The organism is Mesorhizobium newzealandense (assembly GCF_042682145.1).
Lineage (GTDB): Bacteria > Pseudomonadota > Alphaproteobacteria > Rhizobiales > Rhizobiaceae > Mesorhizobium > Mesorhizobium newzealandense.
Genome location: NZ_JBHUGZ010000012.1, coordinates 314,675 through 332,703 on the forward strand (window position 1 = coordinate 314,675; position 18,029 = coordinate 332,703).

At 60.1% G+C, this 18,029-nt stretch carries 10 protein-coding genes and 7 pseudogenes; 16 read left to right on the forward strand and 1 reads right to left on the reverse strand.

Annotation, left to right across the window (positions count from 1 at the left end; all coding sequences use genetic code 11):
* Positions 1-234: 234 nt before the first annotated feature.
* The 15 genes and pseudogenes from ACFSOZ_RS17985 (at position 235) to ACFSOZ_RS18055 (ending at position 14,957) form a co-directional block, all read left to right on the forward strand.
* Positions 235-1,548 (forward strand): glutamine synthetase family protein, encoded by a 1,314-nt coding sequence (locus ACFSOZ_RS17985; RefSeq protein ID WP_379100265.1) that lies wholly within the window; start codon positions 235-237, stop codon positions 1,546-1,548.
* 32 nt (positions 1,549-1,580) lie between these two features.
* On the forward strand, positions 1,581-2,660 hold the full coding sequence (locus ACFSOZ_RS17990) for a GlxA family transcriptional regulator (RefSeq protein WP_379100267.1): 1,080 nt from the start codon (positions 1,581-1,583) through the stop codon (positions 2,658-2,660).
* 42 nt (positions 2,661-2,702) lie between these two features.
* A pseudogene (locus ACFSOZ_RS17995) lies at positions 2,703-2,857 on the forward strand (arginase); the annotation flags it as partial.
* A gap of 2 nt (positions 2,858-2,859) precedes the next feature.
* The gene (locus tag ACFSOZ_RS18000) at positions 2,860-3,918 is read left to right on the forward strand and encodes an ornithine cyclodeaminase (protein ID WP_379100269.1); all 1,059 of its coding nucleotides are present in this window, start codon (positions 2,860-2,862) and stop codon (positions 3,916-3,918) included.
* Positions 3,919-4,177: 259 nt separating this feature from the next.
* Positions 4,178-4,672, forward strand: a complete 495-nt coding sequence (locus ACFSOZ_RS18005; protein WP_379100271.1) for an Lrp/AsnC family transcriptional regulator — start codon at positions 4,178-4,180, stop codon at positions 4,670-4,672.
* Positions 4,673-4,910: 238 nt separating this feature from the next.
* Positions 4,911-5,168: pseudogene (groEL, locus tag ACFSOZ_RS18010) on the forward strand (chaperonin GroEL); the annotation flags it as partial.
* Positions 5,169-5,472: 304 nt separating this feature from the next.
* On the forward strand, positions 5,473-5,928 hold the full coding sequence (locus tag ACFSOZ_RS18015; RefSeq protein ID WP_379100273.1) for a hypothetical protein: 456 nt from the start codon (positions 5,473-5,475) through the stop codon (positions 5,926-5,928).
* 398 nt (positions 5,929-6,326) lie between these two features.
* Positions 6,327-7,343, forward strand: a complete 1,017-nt coding sequence (locus ACFSOZ_RS18020) for a hypothetical protein (protein ID WP_379100490.1) — start codon at positions 6,327-6,329, stop codon at positions 7,341-7,343.
* A 596-nt stretch (positions 7,344-7,939) separates the two neighbouring features.
* Positions 7,940-8,694, forward strand: a protein-coding gene (locus tag ACFSOZ_RS18025; protein ID WP_378922006.1) for an IS5 family transposase whose coding sequence is annotated in 2 segments (ribosomal slippage) — positions 7,940-8,273 and positions 8,273-8,694 — 756 coding nt in all. Because the reading frame shifts where the segments join, the coding sequence is not laid out codon by codon here.
* A 136-nt stretch (positions 8,695-8,830) separates the two neighbouring features.
* Positions 8,831-9,394: pseudogene (locus tag ACFSOZ_RS18030) on the forward strand (IS110 family transposase); the annotation flags it as partial.
* Positions 9,395-10,242: 848 nt separating this feature from the next.
* Positions 10,243-11,742, forward strand: a complete 1,500-nt coding sequence (istA, locus tag ACFSOZ_RS18035) for an IS21 family transposase (protein ID WP_095085188.1) — start codon at positions 10,243-10,245, stop codon at positions 11,740-11,742.
* Positions 11,732-12,508: an IS21-like element helper ATPase IstB gene (gene istB, locus ACFSOZ_RS18040; protein WP_206073656.1), complete on the forward strand. Its 777-nt coding sequence runs from the start codon at positions 11,732-11,734 to the stop codon at positions 12,506-12,508. The genes istA and istB overlap by 11 nt, the downstream gene beginning before the upstream one ends.
* Complete coding sequence (locus ACFSOZ_RS18045) at positions 12,505-12,726, forward strand: hypothetical protein (protein ID WP_379016657.1); 222 nt, start codon at positions 12,505-12,507, stop codon at positions 12,724-12,726. Before istB ends, ACFSOZ_RS18045 begins: the two co-directional genes overlap by 4 nt.
* Positions 12,727-12,836: 110 nt before the next feature.
* A pseudogene (locus ACFSOZ_RS18050) lies at positions 12,837-13,310 on the forward strand (transposase); the annotation flags it as partial.
* A gap of 310 nt (positions 13,311-13,620) precedes the next feature.
* Positions 13,621-14,957 (forward strand): annotated as a pseudogene (locus ACFSOZ_RS18055) (IS701 family transposase).
* A gap of 295 nt (positions 14,958-15,252) precedes the next feature.
* On the opposite strand, the pseudogene ACFSOZ_RS18060 reads toward ACFSOZ_RS18055, so the two are convergent.
* Positions 15,253-16,285: pseudogene (locus ACFSOZ_RS18060) on the reverse strand (IS110 family RNA-guided transposase).
* Between the two features lie 476 nt (positions 16,286-16,761).
* On the opposite strand from ACFSOZ_RS18060, the pseudogene ACFSOZ_RS18065 reads away from it, so the two are divergent.
* Positions 16,762-17,792 (forward strand): annotated as a pseudogene (locus tag ACFSOZ_RS18065) (IS110 family RNA-guided transposase).
* Positions 17,793-18,029: the final 237 nt, after the last annotated feature.

The following is an 18,029-nucleotide window of genomic DNA, read 5'->3' on the forward strand; positions in this document are numbered from 1 at the left end:
CCCATCGTTCGCTGCAAACAGGACGAGATTTCATTTTCAATGTCAACTCAGTATTTGTGATTGACAAAAAAATTTCATTGAGGTTTTGTGCACTGAAGGCAACATGGTCGTTTCGAGACAGGCTATCGCGGTGGTGGGGTTGCCTATGGCCGCGGAGCACTGGCGTACGTTATGAAACTGACTAATTTGAACCTCACGATCTTGTTCTGCTGCCCAACGTTTTGAAGGACACCGATGATTTCGAACCCGCTTGTCTTCGCAGCTACGTCCGATATCGCCGGGAGAACACGTGGTAAAGCGTTTCCAGTGTTGGAACTGGATAAGCGCCTTAAGCGTGGAATCGGCTGGACGCCGACGAATGTAATGATTACCTGCTTCGACGCGATCGCTCCAAGCCCCTTTGGCTCGCTCGGCGATCTCCTTCTGATCCCTGATCCTGAAGCGCGCGTTGAGGTCGACTTCGCAGACGGCGGCCTGGTTGAGCATTTCATGTTGGGGGATATCACCGATCTCGATGGCCGCCCATGGGATTGTTGTACTCGCTCGATTCTTAAAGCGGCGCTTGAGCGGCTCCGATCTTGCGGCGGTATCCAGCTTGTGAGCGCTTTCGAACATGAATTCCAGATGCTCGACGCCGGCGAGGTTCTTCCCGACGCCTTTAGCTTGCGCGGGTTTACTCGGCGGCGGCAGCTTGGAGAGGCTTTAATGTCGGCTCTCGCTCAGGCAGGCCTGACGCCCGATACCTTCATGAAGGAATTTGGTCCAAACCAGTACGAGGTTACCAATGGCCCCGCTCAGGGTCATCGCTCTGCCGACCAAGCGGTAATTCTTCGGGAGTTGACCCGCATGGCGGCGCAACGCTGCGGTGAGCAGGTGACGTTCGCACCAATTTTGGACCCCTCCAGCGTCGGTAACGGAGTTCACATCCATATGAGCTTCCTGGATGGGAATGGCTCCCCGGCAACGTATGATGAGAACGACCCGTTCGGCATGTCCAAAATTACCGGGTCATTCATCGCCGGCGTACTCAAATATCTCGACTCCATCGTTGCGCTAACCGCGCCATCTCACATTTCCTATCTGCGATTGACGCCAAACCGCTGGAGCGCCGCATATAACAATCTTGGCTTCCGCGATCGCGAGGCTTCAGTCCGAATCTGTCCCACTACCTCCGCAGATCCCGAGAAGATCGCCAGGCAATATAACTTTGAGTACCGTGCGGCCGATGCCGCCGCCTCGCCATATCTGGCCTTGGCATCGATTCTCCATGCAGGTGCCCAGGGCATCGAAGACGGTCTCCCCACACCTCAGGTAACTCAGGAGAACTTATCCGTGCTGTCTGAGGCCCAGCTGTCTGATCGCGGTTACAAGCGGCTACCACAATCCCTGGAAGAGGCTTTGCTGCGTTTTGAGCAGAACGATGTTGTAACGCGTTGGTTTCCGGACGGCTTTGCCTCGATTTATACTGCGCACAAGCGTGCCGAAATCGCGCATCTGAGCGATCGCACCGTCAAAGAGCGCTGTGCCGCTTATTCAAAAGTGTACTGATAACAAGAAGGCACTTCGTGAGAGGCGTAGAGATGCTGAAGATAAAGGGAGCAGAACGTCTGTTCAGTCTCTATCTGGAGCCTGGATTTTCGCTGCAGGCCTTTTCTTCTGCAGTCGAGGCCTTACGGCTTGCCAACGAAGTGCTCGAATCGGAGATTTACGCTTGGCGAGTTGTATCTGACGACGGACTCTCTGTGAGATCGAGTTGTGGACCTACGATCTCTGTTGATACGTCGCTCAAGGAGGAACGCGGCCTCCTTGGCAAAACGGGCTGGTCCCCTTCAGTCGCCGTAATTTGCGGGGGTAGCCACCCACTTACCGCAAATCGGGCCCTGCATGGCTGGTTGCGAGAATGCCGGGCTAGGAAACTGTGTCTGGTCGGAATCGCGAGCGGGATCTTCAGCATCGCCCAGACCGGTCTGGCGGATGGACGAAGATGTGCAGTACACTGGGAACAGTTCCCTTCGTTCGTTGAACAATTTCCACGTATCGCTGCTGTTCAAGCTGCTTATGAGATCGACGGAGACACGTACTCCTGCTCTGGCGGAGATGCTGCTTTCGACATGTTCGTGCAGTTCGTCAGAGAAGATTATGAATCCGCTACAGCCAACCGGGTGTGCGAGAAGGCGGTCGCTATGACGGTTCGTCAACCTGGAGATCGTCAGAGACTACCTCTGCATGCAGGCGCGGCCATTCACCATGACGGCCTGTTGAAGATCATCGAGCAGATGGAGAGGCATCTCGACGAGCCAGTCGCGCTCGAAGACATCGCTGCCTCCAGCCGCTTGTCTCGTCGCCAAGTTGAACGCATCTTTTCGCAACAAATAGGACGTTCGCCTGCGCGATACTATCTCGAGATGAGACTTGAGCGCGCGCACTTGTTGATCTTGAACTCGCAACTTCCAATCGTCGAGATCGCGATGGCCTGTGGTTTCATCTCGGCCTCGCACTTTTCAAAGGCATATCGCGAGAATTATGGACTGGCGCCGCGTGAGGCTCGCTCGGAAGTCGTAGAACGCCGACGGAGCGGGCACGGAACCTTCGCTGCGGACGCACCCGCACCATTGCCGGTGATGAGGTCATCAATCGGGGAAATGGTGCATGCAAAGTGATTCACGTTCCGGAAACTCGCCCGGAGGCCGCAGATAGTGTCCGACAGCAGCCTGGCATCCAGCCTTGACCTCGTCGAGCTGAACCCGTTCCTGGACGAGCGCGGCCGCACCGCGACCCTATGGTCGACCTCACCGCCAGCCTGATGGGCCGTCGCATCATGGACCACCCGACCCGCAGTCATTCCGGAAGCATCTGACCATGACCCAGCCTTCTCGCCTTGCCATCGTCCCCTTCATCAGCGTCGACCGCATGATGAAGCTGGTGCTCGCCATCGGGATCGAACGGTTTCTCACCGAGCTTGCCGGCTACATCGAAGAAGACTTCCGCCGCTGGGAGCTGTTCGACAAGACACCGCGCATCGCCTCGCACAGCCATGACGGCGTCATCGAGCTGATGCCGACCAGCGATGGCCGGCTCTACGGCTTCAAATATGTCAACGGCCATCCCAAGAACATGCGCGAGGGCCGCCAGACGGTCACCGCCTTCGGCGTGCTGGCCGATGTCGGCTCGGGCTATCCGATGCTGCTCAGTGAAATGACTATCCTGACGGCGCTGCGCACCGCAGCCACCTCCGCGCTTGCGGCCAAATACCTGGCGCCCAAGGGGTCACGCGCCATGGCCATCATCGGCAACGGCGCCCAGTCCGAGTTCCAGGCCATCGCCTTCAAGGCGCTCACCGGCATCGACCGGCTGCGGCTCTACGACATTGACCGCTCGGCTTCGGAAAAATGCGCCCGCAACCTGTTCGGCAAGGGCTTTGACATCACCATTTGCACGACCGGGCAGGATGCGGTGGAAGGCGTCGACATCATCACCACGGTGACGGCCGACAAGCAATGCGCCACCATCCTGACCGACAACATGGTCGGCTCGGGCGTCCACATCAACGCCGTCGGCGGCGACTGCCCCGGCAAGACCGAACTGCATCGCGACATCCTGCTGCGATCGGATATCTTCGTCGAGTTTCCCCCACAGACCCGCATCGAAGGCGAGATCCAGCAGCTCGATGCCGACCATACGGTGACCGAGCTGTGGCAGGTGATGACCGGCCAGGCGCAAGGCCGCAAGACACCGGAGCAGATCACGCTGTTCGATTCCGTCGGCTTCGCCACCGAGGATTTCTCTGCGCTGCGCTACGTCCGCGATCAGCTCAAGGCGACCGGCCTTTATGAAGAGCTCGACCTGCTCGCCGAACCCGACGAGCCGCGCGATCTGTTCGGCATGCTGCTCAGGGCCGCCTTGCAGCCGGCCTCCTGAGGAAACGCGCCCAAAGCGTCTGATCTTAGTGTCCCCGGCCAGTCGGACGTGCACCTTCAATCAAGCATTCTCTATCCATCAACCCACAAGCCGGTGTTGGCCAATCTCTGGGCGCCAATTTTGTTTATAACCTCGAGCTTGAAGCGGGCCTAAAGCACCGAATATAGATCGGCATTTTGATCACTCCTCTCAAACGACAAACTTGCGGCATCCAGACTGCCCTCACGACACGAACATGGTAGTGAGAAAAAAGTGAACGGTGAAGACTGCAGCGAAACTCGATCCGATCGATCTCAAAATCCTCGACGCCATCCAGCGCGACGGGCGCATTGCCAAGCTGGCGCTGGCCGACAGGGTCGGATTGTCGCCGACGCCGTGCTGGATGCGGCTGCGCAAGCTGGAGAGGGCCGGCATCGTGTCCGGCTATCACGGCGCGATCGCCATGCGCACGATCGCGCCGGTGGCGACCGTGCTGATGGAGGTGACTTTAGCCAGCCACCGCCAGGCCGACTTCGACCGCTTCGAGCGCGTCATCCGCGACATTCCCGAAATCGTCGCCTGCTGGTCGGTGGGCGGCGGCGTCGATTGTGTGCTGAAGGTGATGGCGCGCGACATTGACACCTATCAGCACCTCGTCGATGCCTTGCTCGAGCGGGAGATCGGCATCGACCGCTACTTCACCTACATCGTCATCAAGACGGTGAAGGAAGAGAGGGTGTTTCCGGTGGCCGATCTGCTGCCAGTCGTGGGCTAGATAGATCCTGTGCGTCTGCCCGCCAACAGAGACAATCTCTCTCTATGACAGTATCGAAACAGCCTCTCTGTCTCAACCGCTCGGGTAGTCTTTCGGCATCGCCTCGGCACCGGGAAACTTGATCGATGTCTGCGCATTTTGCCCGCACTTCCTTGAGAGGGCGCGCTCGCCTGGATTGTGTCTAGCCATGATATGTCTCCAACAAGACGAGACCGAATCGGAGATGACCCTGCCACCTGCTGAAACCTCGATCGTTGCCGGCAAGATCTTGGACAACAAGGGCGCGACCTTCGGCTATAACGCCCAGACCGGCGAGTATGGCGACATGATTGCCATGGGTATCGTCAACCCGGTCAAGGTCGTGCGCACCGCTCTCCAGGACGCGGCCTCGGTCGCCGTCGAGCCGGTCACCACCGAAGCCATGATCGCCGAAGCTCCGAAGAAGGAAGCTGCCGGCGGCATGCCCGGCGGCGGCATGGGCGGCATGGACTTCTAAATCCAACCCAATCAGCCTTAGATACGGAAGGGGGGCGGCGACGCCGCCCATTTCTTTGGCGCGAACGTTGATCCAGAACACGATCGCCGTGAAGGCCGGACATATGATCGTAGTAGCGATCGCACTGACACAAGGACAGGAGATCGAGAGTGCCGGCCAGGAGGTCGGCGGTGAGCCGCTGGCGTCTTGGCGTCGAAGACATCAAGGTCTTCGAAAACCGTTGGAGAATACGTGGGGCGGGTGGACGAAAGCGAGCTATCGGCCTAGACGACATTCGCAACTCTCCCGAGTCCCCGAGAGCACTATGAGGAAGCAGCGACCCTTTGTCGTCGAGATCAAACAGAAGCGTGAGCTCGTGAAGCGGCCACAATCAATCTGGGCCGGCATCGACCTGGCCGCTATCACGAATGATATCGCGGAGGCGGAAGCGATCGCTGAAGCGCCGATTTTTCCGTGTGAAGATGTTCGCTCTCGGCCCATGGCCGCCATTGATGAAGCATCTGACGCCAAGGAGGTGACCACGCCCGACCTATCACTCCCTAAGCCGCCGACGGTTGGGGAAGCGCCGATTCTGGAGGCATCGAACGCACCGACTGAAGACAGACGGACTCGCAAGAAGAAGCGGTGGCAGACAGATGTTGTTCTGCGGCGAGGTGAACGATGGAAGCGGCGCCTGCCGTGGGTGCTCGGCCAAGGCCGGCCTGAAAGGGAGGTCAACTGCACCGGGATTGAAACCGCACTTGTCGAGAACTGTCCATGACACGCCCGGAGTGCATACAAGTAACGAAGAGGCCCGACCGTACTGTAGAAGTTGCCTGTCAAACGCTCTCGGATCAGGTGCAAGAATGAAACCGAAAACGGGCTCAGGTTGGCCAGGCATCGGCTCTCGCAAAACGGCCGGGGAAGTTACGGCCGCTTTGGCATATACCGCAAGCGCGGCAGGTGCCATTTCGAGTGCGGCCTCAAAGTCCTCATAGGGGCCTTCTGCCATCTCAGCCCGAGGCCGGATAACCACCCGACAACCGGCGGGTGCAGAGGACGTCCATGACCTTAAAATTCATCCTAAAGGTGAATCGTTAAAGCTGTGCCTTCCAAAACGGGGATTCTTTCGAAATGTTCAGATTTTTTGGGCGGGATCCCCTTTCCGCCTCTCGGGGAATGTTCCTGTTTGCTAAGTCCATTGCGGGATTTTCCTTCTGTATCCTCGGGACCCGGGCTGCCAGCGCCCACGTCAAATGGTTCTCTGCCTATGACGTTGCCAGCCAGCCGCGCGGCCTCGAAAACGTCCTTTGTCAGGAATTCGAGCTCCTCCTGGGCGTTGCCTTGCTCTGTATCTTTTCCGGCTGCGTGGTGGAGCGGACGTCTTTAGGCGAGATGATAACCCGCTCGCTCAACCGCTTCACGGAGGGCTTGCTGCTGCATACCGAGACGATGATCCGCGCGATCTGTGGGTTTTTCTTCATCTCGCTCTGGGCGGTCGGAGGCATCCTCTTAACCCCCGAATTGAAAACGACGTCCGCATTGGTGGGGCCTTTGCAGCTCGCCATCGCGGCCGGTCTGCTGTCACGCCGCACCACACCCCTATCCGCCGCGGGGATCGTCGTCCTGTTCGGGCTAGCCGTGCGCGATTACGGCGCGTTTCATCTGGCTGACTATCCGATCTTTCTGGGGCTTGCGGCCTATCTCGCTCTCACCGGGTTGCAAAAGAACTTATTCGGCGTTCAGCCGCTCGACGTCGTGCGCTATGCGACCGCCGTCACCCTGATGTGGGCGTCGGTCGAGAAGTGGGCCTATCCCGAATGGAGCTTCCCGCTCCTGATCGAGCACCCCGGTATCACCCTTGGCTTCAACAACGAGTTCTACATGCGAGCCGCGGGCATGGTCGAGTTCACGCTCGCCTTTGCCCTGGCTTGGACGCCGCTGGTCCGACGCGTTGCGGCGGCCGTGTTGGTTGAGATGTTCATCAGCGCGTGCTTCGAATTCGGCAAGCTGGATGTGATCGGGCACTCGGCCATCATCGTCGTCTTCGTCGCGATCCTTTCCGATCAGCGACCTAAGGAGACCGACACTCCCGCGGCATGGCTCGCTCCGGTCGGATTATGTGCGGCGTTGACAGCAACGCTGCTCGCTTACTATGTCGGCCACGCGGCGATCTTCAACACTACGATTCTCTAGGTCCTCTACTTCGCCACGCGCATGCAAAGCCTTATTTGGGATGAATGCTGCAACGCACGGTGTAGTCGCTAGAGCAATTCCAGGAAAAGTGCGCAGCGGGTTTCCGTCCGGAATTGCGCAAAAACAAATGCTTAGAGCGGGTCAGCGATTCTATCAAAAGCTGAACGGCTGTAGCCACAGAAATCAAGCTGTCCGAGCTCAAATAGGCGCGATGCAAGACAGCCCACCTCGGCGTTAGTGAGCCCTAAGGTCTCGCCGCGCTTGATGATGATCTCTCTGGGCCTGAATTCTCGATCCTTTTGCGAGATCGCGTTGGCGCCTAAAGCTGCTCCTGGAAGGAGTCCCCCATGCTCGCGTGGTCTGGAGACCGGACGTTCCTGCGCGCAACGGTAGCAGCCTTGATGTCATTCAGCCCCTCTGGAACTTCAACTTTACCATAATTCGACCCGGCTCGGGAGATGTAGCATCGCGGATCCTGCACGACGATGCTTTGCTGCGCGAACGACGGATCGTCGTATCCCTAGGATCAGGACCCATTAAATTGCTTGCGGAGGTGGCGATCGCTTGATTCAATGGCAGCGCGAGGAGGCGCTGCCATGAGTGATCTGATCTGGTTGTCGCAGGCGCAGATGCGTCGGATTGAGCCATATTTTCCGCTGTCGCACGGCGTGCCCCGGGTGGATGATCGTCGGGTGATTAGCGGCATCATCTTCGTGATCAGGAACGGGCTGCGCTGGCGGGATGCGCCGCCGGATTACGGCCCGCCGAAGACGATCTACAACCGCTTCATCCGCTGGAGCCGGCTGGGCGTGTTCAACAAGATCTTCTCCGCGCTCGCGGCCAAGGGTGGCAGGCCCGACCAACTCATGATCGACGCCACCCACCTCAAGGCGCATCGGACAGCAGCCAGCCTTTTAAAAAAGGGCCTGTTCCCCGACGTATCGGGCGCACCAAGGGTGGATTGAACTCGAAGCTCCACGCCGTGTGCGATGGCCAGGGGCGACCGCTGATCATGTTGCTCAGCGAAGGCCAGATGAGCGATTACAAGGGCGCTGCCTTGATGCTCGGCACCTTACCCAAAGCCCAATCGCTGCTCGGCGACAAAGGTTACGACGCCGACTGGTTCCGCACCGCGCTGGCCGAGCGCGACATCACTGCCTGCATCCCCTCCAAGACCAACCGCAAAGTGCCGATCCCCCATGACAAGGCGCTCTACCGCCAGAGGCACAAGATCGAGAACATGTTCGGCAGGCTCAAGGACTGGCGGCGCATCCACACCCGCTACGATCGCTGCGCCCACACCTTCTTGTCCGCCATCTGCATCGCGGCAACCGTCATCTTCTGGCTCTGATCAATGAGTCCTGAGCCTAGATGCCGTAATGGGCCGGCCTTCGCGAGCATAGCCAGGTTGGGTGGCTGTCCCTCAGAATGATGGTGTTGAAACGGAGTCCGAGCGATCGGCTGCAAACATCATGAGAGGAACAGCCATGGAACATTATGCGGGAATCGATGTCTCTCTGGAAGAGAGCAGCGTGTGCATTGTTGACGCGACCGGAACGATCATGCGCGAGGTCAAGATCGCCAGCGAGCCGGAGGCGCTGGTCCGCTATTTCGACGAACTGGAATTGTCTGTTAGTCGCATTGGGCTCGAGGCCGGGCCATTGTCGCAATGGCTGCATGCCGGGCTTGTGGCCGCCGGACGCGATGCGGTTTTGCTCGAGACGCGGCACGTGAAGGCGGCGCTCTCGGCTATGACGGTGAAGACCGACCGGAAAGATGCACGCGGGATCGCCCAACTGCTGAGGATGGGATGGTACCGTCCGGTTCATGCCAAATCGGTGACTTGCAAGGATAGCCGAGCCCTTCTTGTTGGACGCAAGCTTCTGCAAGGCAAGCTTCTCGACGTCGAACTTAGCATCCGCGGGATCTTGCGCGGCTATGGGCTGAAGGTCGGAGAGGTCAGTCGTGGAAAGTTTGAGACGCGCATCCGGGAGCTGACAGCAGGCCACGTCACTTTGGAGACGGTGATTGGTGCGATGCTGGCGGCGCGTGTCGAAGACGGTCGAAACCCGCTGATAAACGACGACAAGATCTGAAGCGCTGGAAGAGCAAAGGCGGCCGCCCGCGCGCTCTTCAACTAGCGCTGTAGCGGGCGGCCGCCTTTGCGGCGCGGTGCTGATCATGGGAGGTTGAAGGGATAGACGCGGGGCACGTCTCCAGCCGCCCTGAGGCGGCTTTCGACGTACCCCGCCATGCGCGTGCCTTGTGGTAGATCTGCGGGTAATCAGCGCCGCAGAAACAATCCGGCGTAACACCGATCTCAACTGGCAAGTCCGGGCTCGGTGTCACGCTCCACTGACGGTGCGCGACTGCATTATCGCATTGTCAGCGCATTCCGTCGACCTTTTCCCCGAACTCCCCGCGGCGCTCCGAAAGGATCGTCGCGGATGCTCATGGGCCGCTTCTTTCTGTGCGGCCGCTGCCGTTCGCAGGTAACGATCTGCCGCAGCTGCGACCGGGGACAGCGCTACTGCGGCCAGGACTGCGCCCGTGCTGCCCGCCGCGAGAGTGTGCGCGAGGCGGGGCGACGTTATCAGCGCAGCCGCCGGGGACGCCTGGCTCATGCGGTCCGGGCCCGACGATATCGGGCTCGGCACAATAAAGTGACGCATCATTCTCCACCTGCATCTCCTGCCGGTTCACTACTGGTCAGTCCCTCGAACGATGTCGTCGCTGCTTTTGCTGACGTCGCCGGGCGGGCGACGACATCGGTCATGCCCACGCCGTGCTGTCGGCGCTGCGACTGTCGACTGTCGCCGTTCGTTCGCACCGGCTTCGTGCGTCGCCGGGGGCCTCGTTATGCCCGTGAAGCTGACTACGCAGACGGAGAGCCCGTATCATGACCATCAGCCCCGAACTGGAAGCGCAGATCCTGCGCCTGTATCACGCCGAGAAGTGGCGCTGCGGCACCATCGCCAGGCAATTGCATGTCCATCACACGACGGTGCATCGCGTTCTGGCCCAGGCGGGATTGCCCCGGCACAAGCCGCTGCAGAGAGCCTCAATCATTGACCCGTATCTTCCATTCATTGAGCAGACGCTGGAAAAGTTCCCCTCGCTGACCGCCAGCCGCCTTTATGCGATGGTGCGCGAGCGCGGCTACCGGGGCTTGCCGACGCACTTTCGGCACCTGGTCGCCCTGCACCGTCCCCGCAAGCCGGCCGAGGCGTTCCTGCGGCTGCGCACATTGCCGGGCGAGCAGGGACAGGTCGACTGGGCCCACTTCGGTCACATCGAGATCGGCAACGCCCGCCGGCCGCTCATGGCGTTCGTGATGGTGCTTTCTTACTCACGCGACATCTACCTGCGCTTCTTCCTCGACGCGCGCATGGAAAACTTCCTGCGCGGTCACGTCGGCGCGTTCAACACATGGTGCGGGCTGCCCAGGGTCCTGCTCTACGACAATCTCAAGAGTGCGGTGCTCGAGCGCCAGGGCGATGCGATCCGCTTCCATCCGACGCTGCTTGCCTTCGCCGGCTTCTATCGGTTCGAGCCACGTCCTGTCGCGGTTGCCCGGGGCAACGAAAAAGGCCGCGTCGAGCGCGCCATACGGCATATAAGGGAAGCATTCTTCATCGCCCGCAAGTTCACCGATCTCGACGATCTGAACGCCCAGGCCGAACAGTGGTGCCGCAACCAGGCAGCCGACCGGCCATGCCCCGAGGACCGGACGATGACGGTCCGCCAGGCGTTTGCGCAAGAGCAGCCACTGCTTCTGCCGCTGCCCGCCAACCCATACCCCGTCGAGGAGCAGGTCGCCGCCAAGGTTGGCAAAACGCCCTATGTGCGCTTCGACCTCAACGATTACTCGGTACCGCATGCTCATGTCCGGCGCACGCTCAGCGTGCGCGCCGATCTCGGCCTGGTCCGCGTCTTCGACGGCGCAAAGATGATCGCCAGTCACCGTCGCAGCTATGATCGCGACCAGCAGATCGAGGACCCTCAGCACCTCAAGGCACTCGTCGCAATCAAGCGCGAGGCGCGCCAGCATCGCGGCCTCAACAGCCTGACCCGCGCCGTGCCGGCCTGCCAGACCCTGATGATCCGGGCCGCCGAGCGTGGCTCCAATATCGGTGCGATCACAAACGCGTTGCTGAAACTGCTTGACCTGTACGGCGCGCAGGAACTGCAGGCCGCCGTCGAGGAAGCTTTGCATGCCGGCGCCTCCCATTCGAGGTCGGTTCGCGACGTACTGGAACGCCGCCGGGTCGCCCGCGGTGCTCCGCCGCCGGTCGAAACGAGCCTGCCCGAACACGTGCGGCGCAAGGATACGACGGTACGGCCGCATCGCCTCGACAGCTACGACCAACTGACCCTTGGAGGCAAAGATGATGAATAATCCCGACATCCTGCTCAACCGGGCCAAGGCGTTGCGCCTCAATGGCCTGATCACCCATTGGGACGAAATCGCTGACGCGGACTGGCTGGCCGCCGTCCTTCAATGGGAAGAAGAGGAGCGCTCCGACCGTTCGATGCGGCGACGCACGCGTGCCGCCAGGCTCGGCCACTTCAAGCAACTGTCCGATTATGACTGGCACTGGCCTCGCCGCATCGACCGCGCCGCCGTCGAGGATCTGATGACCCTGTCCTTCATGAACGATGCCGCCAACATCGTCTTTATCGGCCCCAACGGCGTCGGGAAATCGACACTTGCTCGCAATGTCGCTCACCAGGCGCTCATCTGCGGTCACACCGTCGTCTTCCGAACCGCCAGCGAGATGCTCGGCGAACTCGCCGCCCTCGACAGCGACGCAGCCTTGCGCCGACGCCTTCACCACTACGCCGCCGCCGACGTTCTTGCGATCGACGAGGTCGGGTATCTGTCCTACTCGAACCGTCATGCGGACCTGCTGTTCGAACTCATCAGCCGGCGCTACGAAAAACGCTCAACCATCATCACCACCAACAGACCCTTCGCTGATTGGTCGGAGGTCTTTCCCAATGCCGCCTGCGTCGTCAGCCTCGTCGACCGCCTCATGCACCGATCCGAGGTGATCTCCATCGAAGGCGATTCCTACCGCTTCAAGGAAGCGGCCGAGCGATCAAAGGCACAGCGCGAAAAACGCACCAGCCGCTCCTCCGGCGAAAAGGTGCCCGCAGCATGAAACCAGATCCTCAACCGTCCGGCCTCAGTCGTGGTATCCACTTCCTCATCAATCCCGAATGGACACCCGAACAGGCGCTCGCTGTCTTCGAGCTCCTCAACGATCTCGCCGATAGCATCTGGTCTCACTACGGCGTCCAACTCCAGGAACTTATCCAGGAGCAGCAACGAACACCGACCGATCACAGCGATATCGAAAAAACCCCGTCCTCGCTCTAAAGCACACATCCTCCACACTCGGCGGCCTGCAAAGGCCGCCTTTTTGTTCCGTCCACAAGCACCAAACGCTTGTCGTCGTTTAGACGCGCTTTTGAAAAGCCATCAACACGGCGCGGATGGCGTTGTGGTGCGAGTTCAGCAAGCTCCATCGCGAGATGCTGAAGATCGCGCGCGCTGATAAGGTCTGCCACAGATTGATGAGCACACCTGGCGTTGGGGCCTTGGTCGCCCTGACCTATCGCTCGGCGGTGGACGACCCGATGCGGTTTGGAAAATCCAGTACGGTCGGAGCCTACTTCGGGCTTACGCCCAAAAAATATCAATCCGGTGAGACCGATCGGGACGGTGGTGTCAGCAAGGTCGGCGACGCCATGGTGCGAACTGCGCTCTTTGAAGCTGCGCACGTCATGCTGACGCGGGCGATCCGCTTCTCGAGCCTGAAGCACTGGGCGCTCGACGTGGCCAAACGTCGGGGCATGAAGCGCGCCAAGGTGGCCCTTGCCCGCAAGTTGGGCGTCGTGCTCCATCGCATGTGGGTGGATGCGACCGACTTCCGCTGGAGCAAGGCCGCAGCGATGGCATAGGAGATAGAGCGTTCGGAGCGAGCCGAAACGGCACCGCTCTCCTGAGGTCCCGTCGCCGGGACGAGGGCTTGGCAAGGTCGTGTGTAGTGCTGTGAATGCTTCGGCAAACCACGCTTCCTAGATTGACCTGTCAGCTCTGGATCTGATGGCATAGTGTGGCGGCCTTCGCGCTGACCACGGACAGAAGCATGATCCTGGCGACGAGATATCGTTCAGAGGGGACTTGACGAACGAAGGCCCATTACAGAAGCACTACTTTGGCAGATTTTTAGCGACGGGCAGTTTTTGTGATTCCCAAGAGAGGGTTTGCGTGATTCATGGGAGGTCGGCTTATGGAGGGCCGATCAATGGACGTGGATTGGCAAGCCGATCTGGATCGCTGGCTCGCGCCGTTTGTCGCGGCGCTACGGCACAAGACGAGGGCGCGGATGTGTCCGGCCTATATCGCCGGGCTGATTGGTCCAGGAGATCGCAAGAGCGTTCAGCCGATGGCGGCGCGCGCTGGCGAGGTCGGCTACGATCAGCTTCATCATTTCGTCGCTGCCGGCGTTTGGGACAGTGCTCCCCTCGAAGCTGCCCTGCTGAAGGAGGCAGATGGTCTGGTTGGCGATGATGCCGGGTTTCTTGTCATCGATGACACGGCGTTGCCCAAGAAGGGACGTCACTCGGTTGGCGTCGCGCCACAATATGCTTCGTCGCTCGGAAAGACTGCCAATTGTCAGTCGCTGGTCTCGGTAACGTTGGCCTCGCGCGAGGTGCCGGTGATGGTGGGCCTGCGGCTCTTCCTGCCCGAGAGCTGGACCGATGATCCTGAGCGCATGGCGCGGGCCGGTGTGCCGAAGGATAGACAAACCGCTCTGACAAAGCCGGAGATTGCGATCGAGGAGATCGACCGCGTCATCGCCTCCGGTGCGCATTTTGGCTGTGTGCTTGCCGATTCAGGGTACGGCTCCAGCGGGCCTTTCCGTCAGGCTTTGAGTGAGCGCAGTCTGCTGTGGGCGGTAGGACTATCGCGACGCCAAAACGTCTATCCGGCCGATGTTGATCTGATCTTCCCGGTCGCGACCACCGGCAGGCGCCGCCAATATCACATCCCGGACCGGTCGCCGGTCTCTGCCGAGGTAATGCTGTCTGGTGAGAAATGGCAGAAGATAAGCTGGCGGCGCGGCACTAAAGGTCGGCTGACATGCCTCTTTGCGGCTCGCCGTGTCCGCGTTGCGGATGGTCATAAGCACCGGATGCTCGACAATCGCATGCAATGCATGCCAGGCGACGAGGTCTGGCTCGTCGGCGAACGCCGGTCGACTGGCGAGCAGAAATACTATGTGTCGAACTTACCGGCCGACGCGAGCCTCAAGCTGCTCGCCGCCACGATCAAAGCCAGATGGATCTGCGAGCAGGCACATCAGCAGTTGAAGGAGGAACTCGGCCTCGACCACTTCGAAGGTAGATCCTGGACCGGATTACACAGACACGCCTTGATGACCATGATCGCCTACGCCTTTCTCCAATCCCGCCGCCTCAAAGCAGCGGGACGGAAAAAAAAAGAGTCGGCGGACCACCGCCACAACCGAGCATGCCAGCCATCAGGCAGGCCATCCTCGACCTCTTCGCACGGCCGCCACCCAGGCGATGCCCCCACTGTGAGAAACTCCTCGCCGACGCCGTCGAATCTAAACTGCCAAAGTAGTGCTTCTGTAATGGGCCTTCGTTCGTCAAGTCCCCTCTGAACGATATCTCGTCGCCAGGATCATGCTTCTGTCCGTGGTCAGCGCGAAGGCCGCCACACTATGCCATCAGATCCAGAGCTGACAGGTCAATCTAGGAAGCGTGGTTTGCCGAAGCATTCACAGCACTACACACGACCTTGCCAAGCCCTCGTCCCGGCGACGGGACCTCAGGAGAGCGGTGCCGTTTCGGCTCGCTCCGAACGCTCTATCTCCTATGCCATCGCTGCGGCCTTGCTCCAGCGGAAGTCGGTCGCATCCACCCACATGCGATGGAGCACGACGCCCAACTTGCGGGCAAGGGCCACCTTGGCGCGCTTCATGCCCCGACGTTTCGCCACGTCGAGCGCCCAGTGCTTCAGGCTCGAGAAGCGGGTCGCCCGCGTCAGCATGATGTGCGCCGCTTCAAAGAGCGCTGTTCGCACCATGGCGTCGCCGACCTTGCTGACACCACCGTCCCGATCGGTCTCACCGGATTGATATTTTTTGGGCGTAAGCCCGAAGTAGGCTCCGACCGTACTGGATTTTCCAAACCGCATCGGGTCGTCCACCGCCGAGCGATAGGTCAGGGCGACCAAGGCCCCAACGCCAGGTGTGCTCATCAATCTCCGGCAGACCTTATCAGCGCGCGCGATCTTCAGCATCTCGCGATGGAGCTTGCTGAACTCGCACCACAACGCCATCCGCGCCGCCAGCATCGCACCAATCACCGTCTCCAAAGTGACGTGGCCTGCTGTCAGCTCCCGGATGCGCGTCTCAAACTTTCCACGACTGACCTCTCCGACCTTCAGCCCATAGCCGCGCAAGATCCCGCGGATGCTAAGTTCGACGTCGAGAAGCTTGCCTTGCAGAAGCTTGCGTCCAACAAGAAGGGCTCGGCTATCCTTGCAAGTCACCGATTTGGCATGAACCGGACGGTACCATCCCATCCTCAGCAGTTGGGCGATCCCGCGTGCATCTTTCCGGTCGGTCTTCACCGTCATAGCCGAGAGCGCCGCCTTCACGTGCCGCGTCTCCAGCAAAACCGCATCGCGTCCGGCGGCCACAAGCCCGGCATGCAGCCATTGCGACAATGGCCCGGCCTCGAGCCCAATGCGACTAACAGACAATTCCAGTTCGTCGAAATAGCGGACCAGCGCCTCCGGCTCGCTGGCGATCTTGATCCTCGCGCATGATCGTTCCGGTCGCGTCAACAATGCACACGCTGCTCTCTTCCAGAGAGACATCGATTCCCGCATAATGTTCCATGGCTGTTCCTCTCATGATGTTTGGAGCCGATCGCTCGGACTCCGTTTCAACACCATCATTCTGAGGGACAGCCACCCAACCTGGCTATGCTCGCGAAGGCCGGCCCATTACGGCATCTAGATATGGTGGCGATCCAATTCTTGCGCGTCCGAGTTCATTGCGCTCTCGCGCAGGCGCGAAACGATCATCAAGGATGTCGCAACGTGACCGCGATCTGGCGCGATGTTGCCAGGGCGGTGGCCGCCCGATCGGCCGAGATCAACCCCAGGCGAGCGCCTTCGTGCGGTGATGATCTCAAGAGGGTATTTGCCCTGTAAGGCCTTCTCCGATATTTCGGGCCAGTAGGGGCCAATCCCGGCTCGGCTGCTAACGTTGATATTCTGGCACATCGATGCCGTGCTGGGGGCCAATGGTATGGACCCCGCCCTCCAGGCGAGGTGAAATCTCGAACGTCAACTGCAACAAAGGAGGATGTCATGCAGATCGTTCGAATAGGTCTGGATCTTGCGAAATATGTGTTCCAGGTTCACGGGGTCGACTGCCACGGAAAAGTCGTCGTGCGAAAGACGCTGCGTCGCGATGCGGTAGCCTGCTTCTTCGCCAATCTGCCCCGATGCCTGGTCGGCATGGAAGCCTCGAACGGCGCGCATTACTGGGCAAGGGTGCTCACCGAGCTTGGCCATGAGGTTCGGCTGATCAGTCCTCAGTTCGTTACACCATATGTGAAGTCCAACAAGAACGACCGAAACGATGCGGAAGCCATCTGCGAAGCGGTCGGCCGGCCTTCGATGCGCTTTGTGCCGCCGAAATCGACTGATCAGCTGGCGGTCCAGGCCGTTCATCGCATTCGTCGGCGTCTGGTCGCCGATCGAGTTCGGCTTGTGAACCAGATTCGCGGCCTTCTTTCCGAGCACGGGATCGTCATTCCCCGCGATATCTCGCAGCTGCGGCGCGGCCTCGCCGTCATCGTGGGGAATGATGATGACGGACTCAGCGAGATGGTCCGGTCGCTGATGAGGGAGCTGCAGACGGAATTGGCCGAGCTCGACGATCGCATTGCAATTTATGATCGGCGGATACGGGAAATCTTCCGCACCAGCGAGCAGTGCCAACGGCTTGGGAAGATCGAAGGCATCGGCCCCGTGACGGCAACCGCCTTGATTGCTGCCGTAGGCGATAGAACCTGCTTCAAAAATGGCCGTCAGTTCGCGGCCTGGCTTGGCCTGGTACCCAAACAACGATCCAGCGGAGGGCGAGCCCGGCTATTCGGCATCAGCAGCGGGGCGATCGCTATCTGCGCACATTGATGATCCATGGGGCTCGTGCTGCGCTTGGCAAAGCAGCCGGCAAGCAGGATCCACGAAGCCTCTGGCTCAGTAAGCTGCGGCAAAGACGACACCCCAATGTCGCGGCTGTCGCGCTCGCCAACAAGAATGCGAGGGTCGTGTGGGCCATCCTCTCGGGTGGCACATTCTACGAGCCCGCACAGTCGGTGAAAGCAGCTTGAGGCGAAGCGGCAAACGAAAGGAAAACAACAGAAGGAGGTCTCACCCCGGCAATTGTAGCAAAATGGCAGGAGATGGTGAAACGGTCATTCCGTCGCTTCCCGAACCTGGTGTGTGGACCGGCTTGGCTTCGGCCAATGTCTAGGGGCCGATGAGGTGGAAGCGCGCGAAAATCGGGCTCGCGGCGAAGACGTTGTCCAGCCGCATGAGGAAGCCGGATATACGTCAGCAGTTGTGAC

What these genes read in the sequence shown, in the direction of transcription:
- istA (WP_095085188.1), top strand. Translation starts at nt 10,243, where the DNA reads ATGACCATCAGCCCCGAACTGGAAGCGCAGATCCTGCGCCTGTATCAC.
- ACFSOZ_RS18045 (WP_379016657.1), top strand. Translation starts at nt 12,505, where the DNA reads ATGAAACCAGATCCTCAACCGTCCGGCCTCAGTCGTGGTATCCACTTC.
- istB (WP_206073656.1), top strand. Translation starts at nt 11,732, where the DNA reads ATGATGAATAATCCCGACATCCTGCTCAACCGGGCCAAGGCGTTGCGC.
- ACFSOZ_RS18000 (WP_379100269.1), top strand. Translation starts at nt 2,860, where the DNA reads ATGACCCAGCCTTCTCGCCTTGCCATCGTCCCCTTCATCAGCGTCGAC.
- ACFSOZ_RS17990 (WP_379100267.1), top strand. Translation starts at nt 1,581, where the DNA reads ATGCTGAAGATAAAGGGAGCAGAACGTCTGTTCAGTCTCTATCTGGAG.
- ACFSOZ_RS18020 (WP_379100490.1), top strand. Translation starts at nt 6,327, where the DNA reads ATGTTCCTGTTTGCTAAGTCCATTGCGGGATTTTCCTTCTGTATCCTC.
- ACFSOZ_RS18015 (WP_379100273.1), top strand. Translation starts at nt 5,473, where the DNA reads ATGAGGAAGCAGCGACCCTTTGTCGTCGAGATCAAACAGAAGCGTGAG.
- ACFSOZ_RS17985 (WP_379100265.1), top strand. Translation starts at nt 235, where the DNA reads ATGATTTCGAACCCGCTTGTCTTCGCAGCTACGTCCGATATCGCCGGG.